This window comes from Methylocystis rosea SV97 (assembly GCF_000372845.1).
Classification (GTDB): Bacteria; Pseudomonadota; Alphaproteobacteria; order Rhizobiales; family Beijerinckiaceae; genus Methylocystis; species Methylocystis rosea.
Genome location: NZ_KB889963.1, coordinates 75441 through 94225, shown reverse-complemented (window position 1 = coordinate 94225; position 18785 = coordinate 75441). Strand labels below are relative to the sequence as shown.

Annotated in this window: 19 protein-coding genes; 11 read left to right on the top strand and 8 right to left on the bottom strand. The window is 64.0% G+C overall.

The genetic code is table 11. The annotated features are described in order from the left end of the window. The first annotated feature begins 14 nt into the window (after positions 1-14). Both A3OO_RS0100425 and A3OO_RS0100415 read left to right on the top strand, forming a co-directional pair. Positions 15-431 (top strand): secondary thiamine-phosphate synthase enzyme YjbQ, encoded by a 417-nt coding sequence (locus A3OO_RS0100425; RefSeq protein WP_018405857.1) that lies wholly within the window; start codon positions 15-17, stop codon positions 429-431. 157 nt (positions 432-588) lie between these two features. Then, complete coding sequence (locus A3OO_RS0100415; protein WP_051080367.1) at positions 589-1863, top strand: cell wall hydrolase; 1275 nt, start codon at positions 589-591, stop codon at positions 1861-1863. 905 nt (positions 1864-2768) lie between these two features. On the opposite strand, the gene A3OO_RS0100400 is transcribed toward A3OO_RS0100415, so the two are convergent. Next, complete coding sequence (locus tag A3OO_RS0100400) at positions 2769-3434, bottom strand: aminotransferase class IV (RefSeq protein WP_018405853.1); 666 nt, start codon at positions 3432-3434, stop codon at positions 2769-2771. Continuing rightward, positions 3383-4567, bottom strand: coding sequence for an aminodeoxychorismate synthase component I (locus tag A3OO_RS0100395; RefSeq protein ID WP_018405852.1), 1185 nt, complete (start codon positions 4565-4567; stop codon positions 3383-3385). The genes A3OO_RS0100400 and A3OO_RS0100395 overlap by 52 nt, the downstream gene beginning before the upstream one ends. A gap of 122 nt (positions 4568-4689) precedes the next feature. Here A3OO_RS0100395 and A3OO_RS0100390 point away from each other — a divergent pair, with 122 nt between their 5' ends. Further along, a complete protein-coding gene (locus A3OO_RS0100390; RefSeq protein ID WP_018405851.1) occupies positions 4690-5532 on the top strand; it encodes a TIGR00282 family metallophosphoesterase in 843 nt (280 codons plus the stop codon). A gap of 25 nt (positions 5533-5557) precedes the next feature. On the opposite strand, the gene A3OO_RS0100385 is transcribed toward A3OO_RS0100390, so the two are convergent. Beyond that, complete coding sequence (locus A3OO_RS0100385; RefSeq protein ID WP_018405850.1) at positions 5558-6490, bottom strand: bile acid:sodium symporter family protein; 933 nt, start codon at positions 6488-6490, stop codon at positions 5558-5560. 298 nt (positions 6491-6788) lie between these two features. Between A3OO_RS0100385 and ypfJ the strand changes: the two genes are divergently transcribed. Continuing rightward, entirely contained in the window at positions 6789-7682 is an 894-nt protein-coding gene (gene ypfJ, locus A3OO_RS0100380) for a KPN_02809 family neutral zinc metallopeptidase (RefSeq protein WP_018405849.1), read from the top strand. Between the two features lie 3 nt (positions 7683-7685). Here the strand turns inward: ypfJ and A3OO_RS0100375 are convergent, their stop codons facing one another. Continuing rightward, positions 7686-8252: a hypothetical protein gene (locus A3OO_RS0100375; protein ID WP_018405848.1), complete on the bottom strand. Its 567-nt coding sequence runs from the start codon at positions 8250-8252 to the stop codon at positions 7686-7688. A gap of 68 nt (positions 8253-8320) precedes the next feature. Here A3OO_RS0100375 and A3OO_RS0100370 point away from each other — a divergent pair, with 68 nt between their 5' ends. The 3 genes from A3OO_RS0100370 (at position 8321) to A3OO_RS0100360 (ending at position 12350) form a co-directional block, all read left to right on the top strand. Next, positions 8321-9859 carry a bifunctional ADP-dependent NAD(P)H-hydrate dehydratase/NAD(P)H-hydrate epimerase gene (locus tag A3OO_RS0100370; protein WP_018405847.1) on the top strand — a complete coding sequence of 513 codons (1539 nt, stop codon included), beginning with the start codon at positions 8321-8323 and terminating at the stop codon, positions 9857-9859. A gap of 236 nt (positions 9860-10095) precedes the next feature. Then, positions 10096-10743, top strand: coding sequence for a carbonic anhydrase (locus A3OO_RS0100365; RefSeq protein ID WP_018405846.1), 648 nt, complete (start codon positions 10096-10098; stop codon positions 10741-10743). 41 nt (positions 10744-10784) lie between these two features. Continuing rightward, positions 10785-12350 carry a SulP family inorganic anion transporter gene (locus tag A3OO_RS0100360; protein WP_018405845.1) on the top strand — a complete coding sequence of 522 codons (1566 nt, stop codon included), beginning with the start codon at positions 10785-10787 and terminating at the stop codon, positions 12348-12350. Between the two features lie 12 nt (positions 12351-12362). Here the strand turns inward: A3OO_RS0100360 and A3OO_RS0100355 are convergent, their stop codons facing one another. The 3 genes from A3OO_RS0100355 to A3OO_RS0100345 form a co-directional block, all read right to left on the bottom strand. Continuing rightward, positions 12363-13031 carry a tetratricopeptide repeat protein gene (locus A3OO_RS0100355; RefSeq protein ID WP_018405844.1) on the bottom strand — a complete coding sequence of 223 codons (669 nt, stop codon included), beginning with the start codon at positions 13029-13031 and terminating at the stop codon, positions 12363-12365. 153 nt (positions 13032-13184) lie between these two features. Further along, positions 13185-13952 (bottom strand): glycerophosphodiester phosphodiesterase family protein, encoded by a 768-nt coding sequence (locus A3OO_RS0100350; protein ID WP_018405843.1) that lies wholly within the window; start codon positions 13950-13952, stop codon positions 13185-13187. After that, the gene (locus A3OO_RS0100345) at positions 13949-14428 is read right to left on the bottom strand and encodes a RidA family protein (RefSeq protein ID WP_018405842.1); all 480 of its coding nucleotides are present in this window, start codon (positions 14426-14428) and stop codon (positions 13949-13951) included. Before A3OO_RS0100345 ends, A3OO_RS0100350 begins: the two co-directional genes overlap by 4 nt. Positions 14429-14536: 108 nt before the next feature. Between A3OO_RS0100345 and A3OO_RS0100340 the strand changes: the two genes are divergently transcribed. Continuing rightward, positions 14537-15358, top strand: a complete 822-nt coding sequence (locus A3OO_RS0100340; RefSeq protein ID WP_018405841.1) for a cell envelope integrity EipB family protein — start codon at positions 14537-14539, stop codon at positions 15356-15358. A 16-nt stretch (positions 15359-15374) separates the two neighbouring features. On the opposite strand, the gene A3OO_RS0100335 is transcribed toward A3OO_RS0100340, so the two are convergent. Next, the gene (locus tag A3OO_RS0100335) at positions 15375-16421 is read right to left on the bottom strand and encodes an SGNH/GDSL hydrolase family protein (protein WP_018405840.1); all 1047 of its coding nucleotides are present in this window, start codon (positions 16419-16421) and stop codon (positions 15375-15377) included. A gap of 182 nt (positions 16422-16603) precedes the next feature. Here A3OO_RS0100335 and A3OO_RS0100330 point away from each other — a divergent pair, with 182 nt between their 5' ends. The 3 genes from A3OO_RS0100330 to A3OO_RS0100320 all read left to right on the top strand — a co-directional run bounded on the left by A3OO_RS0100330 (position 16604) and on the right by A3OO_RS0100320 (position 18781). After that, positions 16604-17173 carry a pyruvoyl-dependent arginine decarboxylase gene (locus tag A3OO_RS0100330; RefSeq protein ID WP_018405839.1) on the top strand — a complete coding sequence of 190 codons (570 nt, stop codon included), beginning with the start codon at positions 16604-16606 and terminating at the stop codon, positions 17171-17173. Next, positions 17170-18090, top strand: a complete 921-nt coding sequence (gene speB / locus A3OO_RS0100325; protein ID WP_018405838.1) for an agmatinase — start codon at positions 17170-17172, stop codon at positions 18088-18090. Before A3OO_RS0100330 ends, speB begins: the two co-directional genes overlap by 4 nt. Before the next feature lie 127 nt (positions 18091-18217). Continuing rightward, positions 18218-18781, top strand: coding sequence for a hypothetical protein (locus tag A3OO_RS0100320; RefSeq protein ID WP_026222551.1), 564 nt, complete (start codon positions 18218-18220; stop codon positions 18779-18781). Positions 18782-18785 lie beyond the last annotated feature (4 nt).

Below are 18785 nucleotides of genomic sequence, written 5' to 3'. Positions count from 1 at the left end.
CGCACATTCGCTCCATGCGACAAACGAGCCGAATCCTGCGGATCGACACATCCGGGCGCGGATTTTACGAATTTACCGAGGCCGTCCGCGACTTTGCGCGCGGCGCGCGGATAACGCAGGGGCTGGCGACGGCGTTCTGTCGCCACACCTCCGCGTCGCTGCTCATTCAGGAAAACGCCGATCCCACCGTGCTGCGCGATCTCGAAGCCGTCTTTGCAAGGCTCGCGCCCGAAGGCTCGGATTACGCCCATGATACGGAAGGCGCCGATGACATGCCGGCGCATATCCGCGCCGCGCTCACGCAGACTCAGCTCTCGATTCCCCTCATTGGCGGCGCGCTGGCGCTTGGAACTTGGCAGGGCGTCTTTCTTTTCGAGCACCGCCGGCGGCCCCACCGGCGCGAGGTCGCGCTGCATCTGATCGGCGAATGATCGCGCCGTTGCGTCATTCTGGCACGATCGCGGCGCCGCGCCGGCAACGGTTCCGCAAGGCTAATGAACGATAAGGTTTTGCGAAGGATCGCATCCGAGGCGGAGCGACGCAAATCGCGGCGCCTTGCCAGACGCGCCGTCGCACATGGATCAGTCTATGCGTCGTCAGTCGAGAACGCGTTTCGTGCGCAAAGGGGTTGCGCCCTGGGTCTTTAGCGTAACGGCGCCTTGGGCGCTCGGCGTCGGCATGCTGGTCTCCTTCACCGCGGTCGCCGGGCAGGACCCCGTCGCCGACTGGCGCGTTTCTCCGCTCGCGGCGCGCGCGCCAGGGGCGCTGACGCTCGGCTTCAGCGAGGCAGCGAGCGGCGATTACGGATTCTATGGCCCCAGCCGCGCCCAAATTCAGCAGGCGCGCCTCAACGTCGGCGGCCCAGAGGAGGGCGTTTCCGACGAGCGCGAGCCGCATGTCGACCTCAAGCCCGATGTGAAGCATTTTCCCCAGGTCGATCGGCGGCATAAGGGCGATCCGGTGGTCGCCATGCGGCCCGGTTTCGAGACGCGCCGGCCGCAGCCGGCGAATTTAGGGCTGAGCGAATCGCCGCCACTCTCCTTCGGCCTCGATGGCAAGTCGACGCGGCCGACGGCGACGCCGCTTGCGCCGCGCGGCAAAACCCCCGGCGACGAAGCGCTCGAAGAGGCGGACGCGGGCTCCGCGCCAGAGCCGGCGACGACGCAAAAGTCGATGGCGGCCGCCTCGCCGGCGCAGAGTTCGTCGATCTCGACGCCGACGGGGGCCGACGCGCCTCGCGACCTCGGGCGGGAGGCGCTGACCGAACGCGCCCTTCATGGCGCATCCCCGCAGACGCCGCGCGCCGTCGCGCTGGGCTCTTCGACGCCGGCGCTGCCCGACGCCGTGCCCATCGAAGTGTCGTCTTTCCCCGGCGCGACGCTGGCGCTGTCGACGCCAGGCCAGGCGTTGAGCGCGTCACGTCCGGATTATGCCGCTTCGATCGATCCGGAAAAGCTCGGCCGCGAGGCCCGCTGTCTGGCGGAAGCGGTCTATTTCGAGGCCCGCAGCGAGCCCGAGGCGGGGCAGGCGGCGGTCGCGCAGGTCGTGCTCAACCGCGTCCAGAGCGGGCTTTATCCGGCAAGCGTCTGCGGCGTCGTCTATCAGAACCGGCACCACTATCGTGGCTGCCAGTTCTCCTTCGCCTGCGAGGGCAAGTCGCTCCGCATCACCGAAGGCGACGCCTGGGAACAGGCGGTGCGCGTCGCCAAGGAGGTCATGGTCGGTCGAACCTACATCTCCGACGTCGGCCGTTCGACGCATTACCACGCCAATTACGCCCATCCGCGCTGGGCGCGCGCGCTCCGAAAGATGGACGTCATCGGCAGGCATATTTTCTACCGGCTGAAGCCGGGACAGACCTAAGACGTGTAGCGCGAACGAATGGCCTCTCGCGACAGATCAAATGGCCGCGCCATCAAGCGCGGCTGATAACCTCCATTAGGCGGCTTCAGGCTCCGCAAATAGTCAGCGCACGAACGGCGGCTCCTTGCCTTCCCCGCGCCACGCAGGCGGCGGCGACCGCCTTTCAGGGGCAGGCGCAGCCCTTAGTGCGCATCCATGCTGGGATAATTGATTGTAAACCATTTCGAAGAGCGGTAATTTACGTTAGCTTAGTCGCTGAGCGCATTGCGTTGTCTGTATTGTTATGAGGCCGGCCTATGCAATTTGAGGTCACAATTGAGTGTCGCACTGCGCCGCTTGTCGGGGATTCAGTCTCCCGCAGCCAGGAACTCGCCAACATTCTAATCGCTGTCGCCGCGGATTTGTTGGACCAAGGCTTGGCGCCCGGCGCCAAACTGCCTTTGCGTGACCGCAACGGCCACTCTGTCGGAATAGCCCAACTGATTGAACACCCCCACATGCTCGCTTCCAGCTCGCCCCTAGAGCTGAACGCGGGAGCCGGCGCTGATCGTCTACGACAAACAGGCGGCCAAGCGCCGCCATTGCGTCGGAAGCTTTTGGTGACCAGACGCTTGCAGCGTGACTGATGCGCTGCACTGTGCTTCGCCAAACTCGACCCGCATCCGCTTCCTAAATCCTGGCAATCCCGCCTCAGCCATTTGATCTGTCGCGTTACGATTCTACCGCGGCTCTAGCCTGAGCCGATGGCATTTTCCCTGCGAACGCCGGAAGAATCAGAAGCGAGCGTGCGGAACAACAAAGCGGCGGCATTCGGCGGCGGGACGATTATCGGAATCCTGGGGGCTGATGGGCTTGGGCGGCGCTGAGTTTCGGCTGGAGGAGCCGCTTTTTCGGCCGCTAATCCGTTAATCGACGAGTCGCGCGCGAACCAGCCCGCGCACCGAATTGCCGAGAAAAAACCCGGAGCGAGAAATATCTTCAAGGCGCAGGATCGACTCGCAGGCGCGCCCTTGCGCGATGAGCGCAGCGCGCAGCGTTCCCGGCAGCAGGCCGCAGGACAGTGGCGGGGTCAGTAAAATGTCGCCCTGAGGCGCGAAGAGGTTGCAGCGCGCCCCCTCGCATAGCTCTTCGCGCTCATTTTGAAAGAGAACTTCGTCGGCGCCGCAGCGCTGCGCCGCCTCGGCGAGCGCGTCTTCATAGAGCGCGCGCCGAGTCGTCTTGTGCCGCAACAGCGGATCGGCGGACGAAAAGCGCCGGTTTGCGACGGCGACGCGCCAGATGGTACCGGGCGGAATCGGCTCGATCGGCGTGACGCTGGTTTCAATCGTTCCGTCGCGCGCCAGGACCAGCCGCACGCGAAGGCGCCCGCTCGACGCCCCCGCGGCAGCGGCGTTCAGCGCATCGCGGACTCGCGCGTCATCATGGGCGAAGCCGAGCGCGGCGCTCGAAGCCGCAAGCCGCGCGAGATGTTCAGGCAAGAGGCGAAAGCCTTCGTCGCGCGTCCACAGCAGCGTTTCGATCAGGCCGAAGTCGTTCTCGCGCCCGTCAGAAAGCGCGCCTTGATCAGACATTCCTCATACTCTTCGCGCGCGCGGGAATCGGCGACGACGGCGGAGCCGACATTGCAGACGAGGTCGCCTTCCGGAAAAATGGTCAGCGTGCGGATCGCGACGTTGAAACGAATGTCGCCATCAGGCGCGATGACGCCGAGCGCCCCGCAATAGACGCCGCGCGCCGCGCATTCGAGATCGCGGATGATCTCCATCGCGCGGATCTTGGGCGCGCCGGTCACCGAGCCGCAAGGGAAAAGCCCGGTGAACAGATCCTTCAGCGTCACGTCGTCGCGCAGCCGCGCCTCGATGCCCGACGTCATCTGATGCAGCGTCGGATAGGTCTGGATGGTGAAAAGATCCGTCACTTTCACCGTGCCGACGACGGCGAGCCGCGAAAGATCGTTTCGAAGAAGATCGACGATCATCAGATTTTCGGCGCGCGATTTTTCGTCTTCGACGAGATATTGCGCGCGCGCCATGTCTTCGGTCGGCATCACGCCGCGCTGCGCGGTGCCTTTCATCGGACGGGCGCGAATGTCGCGGTCCTGCGCCTCGAAGAAGACTTCCGGCGAGAGCGACACGACGGTTTCGGCTTCCAGCGCGACGACGCCGCCATAAGCGACCGGCTGGCGCTTGCGCAGACCGCGATACAGCGAAAGCGCATCGCCGTCATAGCGTCCGTACAGCGGGAAGGTGAGATTGATCTGATAAACGTCGCCGGCGAAAATATAGTCTCGGCACGTGTTGAATCGCTGCGTGTACTCCTCCTGAGTCCAGGCAGGCGAAAGCGGAATGTTCGGCGCCGCGCTCTCGGCGGGCGGCAGCGACCAGGGCCGCGGCGCCCGAAACGCGCCGAAGAGGAGCAGCGGCGTCTGCGCGTCGGGCGTAGCTTGAGCGGCGAATCTGGGCTCCAGCGCATAGCCGAGCTCGTAACCGGCGTAGCCGGCGAGATAGAGGCCGCGTCGGGTCGCCGCCTCCATGCGTTCGAACGCCGCCGCGACGTCTTTCGCCGCGCGCGCGACGATGAACTCCTCCGGCTCCTCAAACAGCAGCGCCTGTCCCTCGCTGCGGCCGTCTTCGAAAACGACGTAAGGCCGCGCCGGCGCGTCTTTTTGCGTCAGGACGGCGGGTCGTTCGGCGGCGTCTTGCATTTTTGGCGGGGCTCGCAATGGAATGTGATGTTACATCAGCCGGCTCCAGTTATGAAACGCCGCGTCGTCGCGCAACCTCCGATCGGCTTTGCTCTGGCTGCGCGCGCGGGCTATGAGGCCATATGTCGAAATCCTCGCCGCTCCGCTTTCTCTTCATCGGCGACGTTCTGGGCCGTTCGGGCCGTGCGGCTGTGTCGCGCTTTGTCCCCCGGCTGCGCGAAAAATGGGCGCTCGACTTCGTCGTCGTCAATGGCGAGAACGCCGCCGGAGGCTTCGGCATCACCGAAGCCATTTGCGATGAAATGCTCGGCCTTGGCGTCGATTGCGTCACGCTCGGCAATCACGCCTTCGATCAGCGCGAAGCTCTTGTTTTCATCGAACGCCAGCCGCGGCTGCTGCGCCCGGTCAATTATCCGCCGGGAACGCCGGGACGCGGCGCCGGCCTCTATACGGCGGCGCGCGGGCAGCAGGTGCTCGTCGTCAATCCGATCGGCCGGGTCTTCATGGACGCGCTCGACGATCCTTTTGCCGCCATTGAGCGCGAGCTGGGCGCCTGCCCGCTGGGCGTTGGATGCGACGCCATTTTTATCGACATGCACGCCGAGGCGTCGAGCGAGAAAATGGCGATGGCGCATTTCGTCGATGGCCGCGCGTCCGTGGTGGTCGGCTCGCACACGCATACGCCGACCGCCGACGCGCAGATCCTGCCGGGAGGCACCGGCTATCAGACCGACGCGGGCATGACGGGCGATTACGACTCCGTCGTCGGCATGGACAAGGAGGAGCCGCTTCGCCGGTTCCTGCGCAAAACGCCCGGCGCGCGCTTTGAGCCCGCCAATGGCGAGGCGACCTTCTGCGGCGTGGCGGCCGAAATCGGCGCCGACGGGCTGGCGACGATGATCTCGCCGGTGCGGCTCGGCGGCCGACTGCGGGAAGAGTGGCCCCAGGAATGGGACGCGTCATGAGCATGCGCGAGGGCTTCGCTCAGCGCTATCGAGACACCGCGCGATCGACGAGCGACGCAGCAAAATGCTGGACGAGGTTATAGAGGATCACAGGCAGCATCACTTGCGGATGCTCGGCAAGGGCCGTTGAGGCAAGCACCAGCGCCGTGCCGTTGTTATTCATCCCCAGACCGAACATCATCGAAGCTGTGTCCGCCCGAGTGGCGTCCAAGGCCCGGGCAAGACCGTAGCCAGCCGCGAACATCACGAGGCATAAGCCGCCGACGATCGCCAGAATCGCCGCCAAAAAATCCAAGTCGGGGTGGGCGACGACGTTCGGCAAGGACAACGCCGCATTCGAATAATTGAGCAGCGCCAGGACGATCATATTCGCGATCTTCAGGTAAGGGCTCGCCACTCCGACCCCGGCTTGCCCCACAATCCGATTGACCGCGAGTCCTAAAACCGTCGGCAGGATGACCCATGCGCCGAGAAAGGCGAATGCGCCGCCAGCGGCGAGTTCATGCAGGTCTTCCGAATAGTCCCCGATCGTCACATAGCCGACTCCATGCAGAACAAGCGGCGTCAGTATCGGACTGAGCAGCGTCGTGAGCAGCACGAGTGAGAGGCTGAGCGCGAGATTGCCATTTGCATTTTGCGACCAAGCCGTCGAAGCGCCCGCAATCGGCATGGAGGCGATAAGCGCGAGTCCAACCAGGATCTGTTGAACCTCTTGGGGATTGTGCCAAAACAACAGCGTGACGCTTATCGCGGCGATAAATGTGAGCGGCACGAGAATATTGGCCGCCAATCCAGAGGCCAAGAGAGCCGGGCGGCCCAACAGATTTTTGATGTCGGCGGTCCTGGCCGAGAGCCCTGCGTTGAAAAGCAGGAGCGCCAACATGATCGTTGGCGGCGAAATATGCAGCTTTACCGCGAAGAGATCGAGCGGCGTGAGTTCTACGCTGCGGATCTTCAAGCCGGCCGTTGGCCAAAGCGCGGCTACAAAGTAAGAAGCTCCTACAATGTAGATAAAATAGTGATGAATAAAACCAGCTATTGTTTGAGCGTGACTTTTATTTTCAAGAGGCTTCATCGTGAGGCTGCCGTCAGCTGGACGAGTTAAAGTTGAAACTTCGCATCTGTTTGCGCGCCGAACCGTTGCAGTCGGCGTCTGCGCGCCGCCGTCGCCTGCATAAACTCTACCAAGAGCCGATAAGCTCGCTTAAATAGCTCATCGAGCAGCGCCCCCGGGCGCCGGTCCGGAGCGCGCGAATATGAAATGGGAAGATCTCCAGTCGTCCGAGAATATCGAGGATCGCCGCGGCGGCGGGCCGATGATGGGGGGCGGGCCCCGCATGGGTGCGGGGGGCCTCGGCCTTGGCACGATGGTGATTCTCGGATTGATCGGCTGGGCGCTCGGCATTAACCCCGCGATTCTCATCGGCGGCGCGCAGATGGTCAACAATATGCGCCAAGAGCGCGAAGTGGCTCTGCCCCGCCAGGAGGCGCCGCGGCAAAGCGCGCCGACCGATCAACTGGGGCGCTTCGTCGCTAAGGTGGTGGGCTCCAACGAGCAGGTCTGGTCGCGAGTGCTTCCCGAGCAAAAGGGCGTACGCTTTCAGCCGCCGCGGCTCGTTCTCTTCAACGGCTACACCCAGTCGCGCTGCGGCGCGGCGCAATCGGCGATGGGGCCGTTCTATTGTCCGCTCGACCAGCGCATCTATCTCGATACGTCCTTCTTTCGCGACATGCAGCGGCGGTTCGGCGGCGGCGGCGATTTCGCCTATGCCTATGTAATCTCTCACGAGATGGGCCATCACGTCCAAAACCTGCTGGGCATTCTGCCGAAGATTCAGAGGGCGCAGCAGCTCGCAGGGAGCCGTTCGGAGGCCAATGCGCTTTCGGTGCGCGCGGAGCTGATGGCCGATTGCCTCGCCGGCGTCTGGGCCAACAACGCCAACAAGCAGAAGCCCATTCTCGAGGAAGGCGACATCGAACAGGCGGTCGCTTCGGCGCAGGCGATCGGCGACGACCGGCAGCAAAGGGCGACTCGCGGATATGTGGTGCCGGATAGCTTTACGCACGGCTCGGCGGCGCAGCGCACGCAATGGCTGCTGAAAGGCTTGCGCACGGGCAGCATCGACGCCTGCAACACGTTCAACGAGTGAAAGTTACAAGACGCGGCGGGCGCGGGTCGTCAGATCGGCCCCCCGCATCTTGCGCACAAGTCGCGCGAGATCCGCGCCTTCGGCGGATAAGAGCGCGCTTTTTGGCGCAATGAGCCCGACCGGACGCGCCAGACCCGGCGCAAGACGAGTGATCAAGGAATCTGGAGCCAGCCGAAGCGTCCGGGCGCGGCTGGCGTCTTCATAGGCGAAAAAATCCTGCGCTTCCTCGGCGAAGTCGCGCTCCACGGCGAAACCGGCAAGCAGAAGGAGAAGATGGTCGCGCCGCGCCGCTTTCAGCGCCTGCGCCATGCCGTCGGCGGCGTGCGGCGCTTCGATCAGCGCGCAGCCGGCTTCGTCGGCGATCCGGGCCAGGCCTCGTCCCGGCGCGGCGAGGATCAGGGCGTCGGCGATCAGTCCCTGAACGCATGATTCGACGAGCGAACCGAGGCTGCGCGCCACGGCCTCCCGGCGCAGCGGCGCGCCGGGAGAGTCGAAGGCGATGAGCGCGGCGGTCAACATGTCGATGACATACCGGAAACCGAGGCGCGGCGGAATGCGGCGCCGCGTCAACGGGCGTTGCGTCCATCTTGTGAGCGGCGCCCATTGCGCGGGCGGCGGCCTTCGGTCACCATCGCGCCATGCCCTCCGCTTTCCCGCTCGAAATCCTCACGACGGATCAAATGGCGCGCGCCGATCGCCTGACGATCGAGAGCGGCGTGCCGGCGATGTCGCTGATGGAGAGCGCCGCCGCGGCGATCGCGCGGGCGACCAGCCAAATTCTTCAACGCACCAGCGGGCGGCGGGTCTTGGTGCTCTGCGGTCCGGGCAACAATGGCGGCGACGGCTTTGTCGCGGCGCGGCTGCTGCGCGCGCTGCGCTATAAAGTCCGCGTCGCCTCCCTGACCCCGCTCGACCAATTGCGCGGCGACGCGGCGCAAGCGGCCGCCGCTTGGCCTTGTCCAGTCACGTCCGCGCTCGACTGCAGCTTCGACGGCATCGATCTCGTTATCGACGCTCTGTTCGGAACGGGTCTCGCGCGCGATCTCGATTCGAACGCAAGCGCGCTCGTCCGCCGCCTGAACCGCTGGCGGCGCGAAAGCGGCCAGAACGTCGTCGCCGTCGATATTCCCAGCGGCGTCGACGGCACGACCGGCGCGGTGCGCGGCGCGGCGGTGGAGGCCGACGCGACCGTCACCTTCTTTCGCGTGAAGACCGGCCATCTGCTTTTGCCTGGCCGTCTGCATTGCGGCGCGCTCACCTGCACGCATATCGGCATTCGACCCTCCGCGCTGGATTCGCTCGGCGTTGAGACTTTCGTCAACATGCCGCAGCTCTGGCGCGACGCGCTGCCGCTGCCGCAAGTCGAGGGCCACAAATATTCGCGCGGCCATGCGCTGGTCGTTTCGGGCGGCGCCTCTTTTACAGGCGCCGCGCGGCTTTCGGCGGCTGCGGCCTTACGCGCCGGCGCGGGTCTCGTGACGCTCGCCAGCCCAACCGAAGCGCTTGCGGTCAACGCCAGTGCGCTCACATCCGTCATGGTTCGGCCGGCCGACGGGGCGAAGGGCCTCGCCAAGGTTCTCTCCGATGAACGAAAGAACGCCGTCGCCATCGGTCCAGGGCTGGGCGTCAGCGAGGAAAGCTGCGCACAGGTCGAAACAGCGCTTGCGCCGCAGGCCTATCGCCGCGCCGCGGTCCTCGACGCGGACGCGCTCTCGAGCTTCGCCGGCGATCCAGAGCGGCTATGGCGCGCAACGCGCGCTGCGCCGGGCCCGGTGGTGATGACGCCGCACGCCGGCGAGTTCGCGCGGCTCTTCGCCGCTTGCGAGAACGATTGCGGCTGCCGCTCGAAACTCGACAAGGCGCGCGAGGCGGCGCGCGCCAGCGGCGCGATTGTGCTCTTCAAGGGGGCGGACACAGTCGTCGCCGCGCCGGACGGACGCGCCTCAATCCTTCCTTATGCGACGCCGTGGCTTGCCACCGCGGGCTCGGGCGACGTCTTGACCGGCGTCATCGCCGGCTTGCTGGCGCAGCGCATGGACGGCTTCCTCGCTGCGTCCTGCGCCGCCTGGATGCATGCGCGCGCGGCCGAGATTTTTGGACCCGGGCTGATCGCCGATGATGTCATCGCCGCCTTGCCGCAGGTGTGGCGGGAACTCTGCGCGGTCCAACAAAAGTAGACCGAAGCGAGCGGCGTCCCTGGTTGTTTTACGAGCGTGGCCCCATGCCCCGATAAGCCGGCGGACACTTGTGGTGACCTCAAGACCTTCGTAGACTCGTCCTGCTTGAGCGAGGGCGCTCGACTCCGACGATAATCGCCGTCGTTCGCGCTCCTGTCCGAGCGGCTTCCGTCGCTGTCACATTGCTGTCGCAGCCAGACCGCTTTTGAGGCGATGGCCGAAAGAAAACGGGCGTGATGAAATCCTTCGAAAAACTGTTGCTTGAGAACAAGGCCTGGGCCGAGGAAGTCCGTGAGCGCGATCCCGGCTATTTCGAACGTCTTGCAGCCAATCAGAAGCCCGAATTCTTGTGGATTGGCTGCTCCGACAGCCGCGTGCCCGCCGACATCATCGTCAACGCGCTGCCGGGCGCCATTTTCGCGCACCGCAACATCGCCAATCAGGTGATCGCCACGGACTTCAACTGTCTCAGCGTCATCCAATACGCTGTGCAGGTGCTCAAAGTTCAGCACGTCATCGTCTGCGGTCACTATAATTGCGGCGGCGTTCGCGCCGCGCTTGACCGACAGCGCCCCGATCTGGCGCTGCTCAATAAATGGCTGATGCATATCAAAGACGTCTATCGGATGCACAGAGACGAGATCGACGCGCTCAACTCTCAGACGGAACGCGCCAACCGACTGGTCGAAATCAATGTGATCGAGCAGGTGATGCGTCTGTCGCAACTTTCGATTGTTCAGACCGCCTGGAAAGAGGACCAGCAGCCGATGCTGCACGGCTGGGTGTTCGGACTCGACGATGGAATTCTGCATCAGCTCATCACATTGCCGCCGGGCAGCGAAGTAGACGTCATCTATCAGCAACATGGCGGCGAAGATCTCTAACCCGCCGCGCGGCATAAACCGCCAATAGGGAGAACTCAGGCGTGTTTAAGAGACATCTCGACTATTACGTCCGCTACCTCGATCATGATATTCCGGCGGGGGTCGTGGTGTTTCTCGTCGCAGTGCCGCTGTGCCTCGGCATTGCGGTCGCTTCCGGCGCGCCGCCCTTCTCCGGAGTGATCGCCGGGATCGTCGGCGGGCTCGTGGTGTCGCTTGTCAGCGGTTCGCAGTTGAGCGTTTCGGGTCCTGCCGCAGGCCTGACCGTCATTGTCGCGGCTGCGGTCGAAAAACTTGGCTTCGACGCCATGCTGCTTGCGGTGGCGCTGTCGGGCCTCCTGCAAGTGGGGATGGGCTTTCTGCGGGCGGGCGTCATCGGCGCGTTTTTTCCGTCAGCCGTCATTAAGGGCATGCTCGCGGCGATCGGCCTGATCCTGATCATGAAGCAGCTGCCGCACGCGGTTGGCTACGACGCCGATGCGGAAGCCGACTTGTCGTTCCTCGAGGACGACAGCCACACGCGTCTCTCCTTCCTCTGGGACGCCTTTCGCTCTTTTTCGACGGGAGCGGTGATCGTTAGCGTCGTCTCCCTCGCGATCATGCTCCTTTGGGATACGCCCTACATCAAGAAGCATCGCTACCTTTCGATCGCTCCCGGTCCGCTGGTCGCGGTGCTGTTTGGCATCGCCTATAACGTCGTGGCTCAGACGCTGTTTCCCTCTTTGGCGATCGCGCCGCAGCATCTCGTCAATCTTCCCGCCATCTTTGGACCGATAGATTTCGCGCGGGAGTTCAACTTTCCGGACTTTACCCGGCTGATCGATGTCCAGATCTACGTAACCGCCGCCACTTTGGCGCTGGTCGGCAGCCTTGAAACTCTGCTGAGTCTCGAAGCAGTCGATAAGCTCGACCCACTCAAGCGCATCGCGCCGACCAATCAGGAGCTCAAAGCGCAGGGCGTCGGCAATTTCCTGAGCGGCATGTTGGGCGGATTGCCGATCACCGCAGTGATCGTGCGCAGCTCAGCCAGCATCGACGCTGGCGCACACACCAAGGTGGCGTCCTTTGTCCACGGCGTGCTGCTGTTGCTCAGCGCGATGTTCCTGGCGAGCGTGCTCAATATGATTCCGCTCGCGTGTCTTGCGGCGGTGCTGCTGCTGACGGGCTACAAACTCGCGAAGCCGAAGCTCTTCGTTCAGCAATATGAAAAGGGATTCAACCAATTTGCGCCCTTTGCCGTGACGATCGGCGCAATTCTCTCGACGGATCTTCTCAAGGGCATGGCGATCGGCATGGCCGTGGGGCTCTTCTTCGTGTTGCGCGCAAATTATCACTCCGCATTCACGCTCACGCGCGACGGGCGGAACTACCTGCTGCGCCTGCAAAAGGACGTGTCCTTCCTCAACAAGGCGCAGCTGCGCAACTACCTCGAGAATGTCGAGGAGAACAGTTACCTCGTGATCGATGGCACGCGCGCCGGCTTTATCGATCAGGACATCATGGAGACGATTCAGGATTTCATAAAAGCGGCGAGCGATTACAATATCCGCGTTGAACTCAAGGACATGCGGGGCCTGGAGCCGGTCAACGGATTGGTCCCCGCCGAATAGCGCCGCGGCGAGTCACATCGACGTCAGCGCGCGGCGGGAAAAATCGCAGGCGGCGAATTCCGGGTCGAGCCTGCAGGATTTCCTGTAGGAGCGACGCGAGAGGGCAAGGCTCTTCTTGACGCCCTCGCCGTTGCGGTGCGCCTGTCCGAGCATGGCGCACCCCCAAGGATCGTTTTTGTCGCAGGCGATCCTAAAGCTGCGAAATTGACAGCGATCTTTGGCCCTGTCCGAAAGCGACTCAAGCGGATCGCCCTCTTCGGCGGCGTTGCGCATATGCGCGGCGCGGTTGGTGCAGCCGGAGGCCTTGCCAAGCGCACAGGCCATTGCGAACAGGAGCTGCGCGTAGCGCGGCGCGACGACGCTTTCGTTCTCCTGAAACGCAAGCGCCAACCGGAAGCAGTGTTCGCCGCTGCGCTTGCCAATGCAGGCTTGATAGCATTCCTCAGGGCGGGCTGCGCAGTGATCGCGCGTGACCGCTTCATCCCCCAAGAGCAATCCGCCAAGCGAGGCTTCCTTACGGAAGACGTCCGCCGGACAGGTGCGCGCGCTGGATTGCAGCGTCTTGTCGCGATCCGTTTCGCCTGTTGCGCGGCGGGCGCCGTCAGCGTCGAAGGATCCGTTTTTTGCGTCGGCGATGGCTGTTCCGACTCCCAGGATCGCGGCTATCGCAATTGTTAGCATAAGGCGAATTGAGCATCCGCGCTGGCGCATGGCGATATTGCTCCCGTCGATCGAGGGGCGCTCGATTGTGATCCATGTCGCGCCCGATCGGCTCTGCTAACAAGAATTGGCGCTTGGACGGATGCGGCGGCGCACGCCGCGCGACTCGAGCGCTTATGGCGCGAAGCCCTCGAAGACGATCTGATCGGCCCATTCTCGCGCCCGCGCCGCCATCTCCGGCGAGCGCACGGTCCAGGTCGTTACGGGAACCTTGAGCGCCTCGCGCAGCAGCAGCGGAATCGCGTGCGGAAGATCGCGCACGCGCCAAGACAGGAAGTCCGGCAGGGTGCGCCTGTAGTGCAGAAAGTGCGTGAGCTCCGCGCGCTGTGCGGTGGACAGCTGCGGCCAATCATCTGCGTCGTAATGCGCCTCGCCGACGATGCCCAGCGGTCGATGCGCGATCCCGAGCGCGGCGGCGCGCGCGCGAAGAAAGGCGATCTGATCGGGGTCGAAACTTTCGACGGCGACGGGACCGCTGTAACGCGCCAGCGCCTGCGCCGTGCGCTGCGCGACGGTCGTGTCGCCATCGAAGGCGCTCTTGATCTCTACAATGATCGGCGTTCGCCCGCCGATCTCGGCGAGAAACTCGGAAAACCTCGGAATGGCGTCACTAGCGCCGCGCAGCCTCAGACGACTGAGCTCATTCGCGCTGCGCATCGCGACAGCCCCGGCGCTTTCGGTCAGGCGCTCGAGAGTCTCGTCGTGAAATACGACGAGTTCGCCGTCAGATGTGAGCTGCACGTCGCATTCGACGCCAAAGCCCGCGGCGATCGCCGCGCGGGCGGCTGAAATCGAATTTTCGATCACGCCCTTCGAGGGATCATGCAGTCCGCGGTGGGCGATCGGCCGCGCCGTCAGCCACGAAAAATCCCGGGAGTTCACGGAAGAATCTCGAAGATTCCTTCCACTTCGACAGCGGCGTCGAGCGGCAATTGCGCGACGCCAACGGCGAAGCGCGCATGTTTGCCATTCTCGCCCAACACGGCGGCGACGAGATCGGAAGCGCCGTTAACGACCTGCGGCAGCGAAGCGAAGTCGGGCGCGCTGTTGACATAGCCGCCTAGCCGGACGGCGCGCAATTTCGAAAGATCGCCGACGGCGGCGTTGGCTTGGGCGAGGACGTTGAGCGCCGCCTGACGCGCGGCGGACTGCCCGGCCTCAAGCGAGACGCCGGCGCCGAGCTTGCCTTGATGCGCCGGGTCGAGGCCGTTGGCGCCGAGCGGCAGCTGTCCCGATATGAACAGCAAGGCGCCCGTGCGCACAAAAGGAACATAGTTGGCGACCGGCGCGGCCGCAGCGGGTAGAATCAGTCCCAGCGCTTGCAGCCGCGCGAGCGGGGTGTCGGACGGTGCGGTCATAGCGCCTCCTCAAAGAGAAAGTCGTTGCTCCCAATGAAGCGCGACCCTAGTTTCCTACGCCACGCGACGCAATGGCGTCGCGTGGCGCCGCCACCAGAAAGAGGTCCAATGATTTCGTTACGCGTGCTGGCCGCCGCGATCTGCGCGGCGACGCCGGTTGGCCAGGCGTTCGCCGAGCGCGCATTGCCGCTCGCCAATCACCGCGCTGTTTATGATCTGAGCCTGTTGAAATCGAGCGGCGCGAAGGCGCCGGCGCAGGCGCGCGGTCGGATCGCCTTCGACTTCTCCGGTTCGGCCTGCGAGGGCTATGTGCAGAACTTTCGACAGATCACCGAATTGCAGCCATCGGAAGGGGCGACCAAGCTGTCCGACATGCGTTCGGCGACATTCGAGGGCGGCGACGGCGCGGAGTTTCGCTTCAAGGTGGAGACCAAAGTCGACAATTCGCGGACCGATGAAGTCGACGGAAAGGCCAAAAAATCCGCCGACGCCCGGCTTGCCATCGATCTTGCAAAGCCAAAGCGCACGCGCCTGGAGCTGTCCGGTCCGATGCTTTTTCCGACGGAACATTTGCGCAAAATCGTGGAAACGGCCGCGGCCGGCGAACAGCTGCTGGAAGCGCGGGTCTTCGACGGCACGGGCGACGGCGAAAAGGCGTTCGATACTTTAACGGTCATTGGCAAGCCGACGACCGAGCCGCCCCAGGAAAAGGTCGCGCGCGTGAATGCGCTCAACAATATCCGTCGCTGGCCGGTTGCGATTTCCTATTTCGAGCTGGGCAAGAAGGACGGGCAGCCGATTTATGTGCTGTCCTTCGACCTTTATGAAAACGGCGTCTCGCGCGCGCTGAAGCTCGACTACGGCGACTTCGTCTTGCGCGGCGACATGACGGATCTCGTGTTGCAGCCGACGCCGACGTGCAAAAAATAGCCCGACGTTCAGCGGTTCACCGGCGGAGCAACAGCGCTGCGATTTTGCGCGCGATGGATCGCGGCCGCCAAAAGATCACGGCGTGGATATCGAGAGTCTGGTCCAAAAAATCCGCCGTCGGCGGAATGGCGAGGAGCGTCGCATCCTCTGGAGCGCGTCTCAGCGCCGCTTCGTCGTCGGGCATTGCGATGGCGACGCCGCGGTCCGTGGCGATTGCGCGCGTTACGTAATGCAGCAGCATGAGATTGGCGACGATCTCCTGCATCTTCGAGCGCGGATTCTTGCGGTAGACGCATCGCGGCGCGCGAATGAGATATTCGCCGCTGCTGTCGTCGGACCGCAGCATCAGCGCGACGAGACGGCCGCTTCCGGGCCAATAGCATTCGCTCTGTCGGTTGAGATGGATGAACGCGCCTTCGAAAACCTTCGAGTCTATGTGATGTAGCTCGCATGCCCCGCGACGCTGGGCCTGCGTCGCGTCGACGTAATCGAAGCGAATCTCGACGTTGGGCGCCAAGGGAACGCGCGCGTCGCCGATCCGGCTCAGCACTGCGGCGGCCACCGCCGTTGAGGCGTCGACCGTCAGATGGTTTTCGTCCTGATAATGCGCTGCCGTCGGGCTTCCTGAAAAAATCTCGTTAAGCCAGATGGCGGGCGTCGCATAACGCGTCGCCGCGTCCGCGTAGAGCCGATGCGCGCGCCGCGTTGCGCTGCGTAGCGCTTTGGAGGCCGTCGGCCGCGGGTCCAGGCAGAGAAACATCAGGCGGATTCGACGCCGGGCGCAACAGGCCGCGATCGCTTCGAGCGTATCGGCGACGAGGCTCGCGCGCAGGCAGCCGGCGGCGAAAAGCAGAATGTCGTTGAGACAATATTCGAAAATGATGACGTCCGGAGAAGCCGTCGCGTCACGCTCCATCTTCAAAAGCGCCAGCAAACCGTAGAGCGACCCTACCGCGCCGAGAAAACGATTCTCGACCTCGTGCGCCGACGCCTGCCGTTGAAATTGGAAGGCCCAGCCTTCCCGCATTCCGGCGTTGGAGCCGCCGAGCAGCAAAATTTTCATGCCATCGAAATTTTCATGCCATGGAGATATGTTGCGCCAATGGTCGCGACCAGCAGCCCGCTTGACGATGCTAGCCGGTTCGCGCGCGCGAGGCCATAGACGAAGCTTGCTAAAATGCTTATGGCCTAACGGGCGCCTTGTCCTAATTGAAGCGGTGGTCTTTGCGCGAGGGAGCGCGTTCGATGTTTCCCATTCCGCAATGCGTCTTTCTCACGCGCGGCGTCGGCGTTCATCGCCATCGTCTGACGGCGTTCGAATATGCGCTGCGCGACGCCGACATCGAACAGCAGAACCTCGTGGCGGTGTCGTCGATTCTTCCGGCGGGATGCGAAATCGTTCCGGTGGAACTGGGCGTCGCGACGCTTCAGCCTGGCGAAATCACTTTCACGGTGCTTGCGCGCGCTGAGACCGACGAGCCCGGTCGGCGCGTCACGGCGAGCATCGGCCTCGCCCGGCCAAGGGAGCCGACGCTCTACGGCTATATTTCGGAGCATCACGGCTATGGCATGACGGAGCGCGAGAGCGGCGATTATGCGGAAGATCTCGCCGCGACGATGCTCGCTTCGACGCTCGGGATCGAATTCGATCCAGACGCCGCCTGGAATGAGCGCAAGAAGGTCTATGAAACAAGCGAACTGATCGTCGAGAGCCTGTCTTTGACCGCGGCGGCCGAAGGCGCGCCGAACGGCGATTGGACCTGCGCGGTCGCCGCGGCGGTGTTCCGCTTCGTCAAACTCGATGGTTTGCCATGAGCGGGACGCCGACATTCGCCGCTCCGCCGACCTTCCTCGGCGTCGCACCTGGTGCTGACGCGGCGGTTGTCGTCGCCGGCGTCCCTTTCGACATCGGCACGACCAACCGCAGCGGCGCGCGCTTCGGGCCGTCGGCGATTCGTCACGCCAGTCGTATGTTGATGGACGGCGAGCATCCCGCGCACTGGACGTCCCCCGTCGATCTGCCGCTCGCCGACGTAGGGGATTTCGCCATCGCGCTGGGCGACATCGCCGCAAGTCTGAAGCTCATCGAGGATCAGGCGTCGGCCTATGCGCATCTCGTGACGCTTGGCGGCGACCATGGAATCACGCTGCCTCTCTTGCGCGCCTGCGCGAAAAGACGCGGCCCGCTGGCGCTAATCCATTTCGACGCTCACGTCGATACATGGCCCGATAATTTCGGCCAGCCCTATGCGCATGGCTCGATGTTCTATCATGCGATCAACGAAGGCGTCGTCGATGCGCGCCGCATGATTCAGATCGGCATTCGCTCGCCGGTGCAACGCGACGTCTACGACTGGACGCGTGGACAAGGCGTCACGATCGTCGCCGCGCAGGAGGCGCATGAAATTGGGCCAGCGGCGATCGCCTCGCGGATCGTCGAAGTCGTCGGCGACGCCCCCGTCTATTTGACGTTCGACGTCGACGCGCTTGATCCGGCCTTTGCCCCCGGGACCGGCACGCCGGAAATCGGCGGTCTGGCCACGTGGCAGGCGCAGTCGATCATCCGCAAGCTCGCCGGTCTGAACTTCGTCGGGATGGACGTCGTCGAGGTGGCGCCGGCCTATGATGTTTCCGAAATCACCGCTCTCGCCGGCGCGACGATGGCCTGGGAATACCTCTCCCTGCTGGCGGCCTCTGCCGATACATCCCGGTCCGCCTTGCGCTCTCCTTAGCTCCTTCGCCAGCGTCAATGCGGCTCTTGCCAAGGGCCGGCCTTCGGCAGCACTCTGCCCCGAACAGCCGGATGCGGCGGGACGCTTCGAAGCGGATCGAGGCGTGCAAGGGCTAGGGGAGGGCGGCATGTCCAGTGCGGAGCGGCGGGCGCGAGAGGTGGTCGGCGTTTTCTCAGACGGCTATGTGCTCGAGAGCGCTGTCGAGGAATTATTGAATTCGGGGTTCGACCTTGGCGATATCAGCCTGCTTGCGGGTGAAAAAGCGATCGTCGGCAAGCTCGGCCATAAATATGAAAAGGTGGAGGCGGCCGAAGACGACGGCGCCGCCCCGCGCGTGGCCTATGCGCCCAGGGAATCTTTGAGCAAGAAAGAGGGCGCCATCATTGGCGGTCTCGTCTACGTCGGCGCCACCGTGGCGGCCGGCGCGGCGCTCGCGTCAGGCGGAGCACTGGCGATGCTTCTTGTGAGCGGCCTGATCGGCGCGGAATTTGGCGGCCTCATCGGGGTCGTGCTTGGCGAGTTCATGGAGGAGCGTCACGCGAAATATCTCCAGGAGCAACTTGACCACGGCGGCTTGTTGCTCTGGGTGCGAACGCGAAACGAGGCGCTTGAGGAAACCGCCAAGCGCATCATCGCCAAACATTCCGGCCGCGACGTGCATGCGCATGACGTGCCAGCCGCCGCGGCGTGAATGA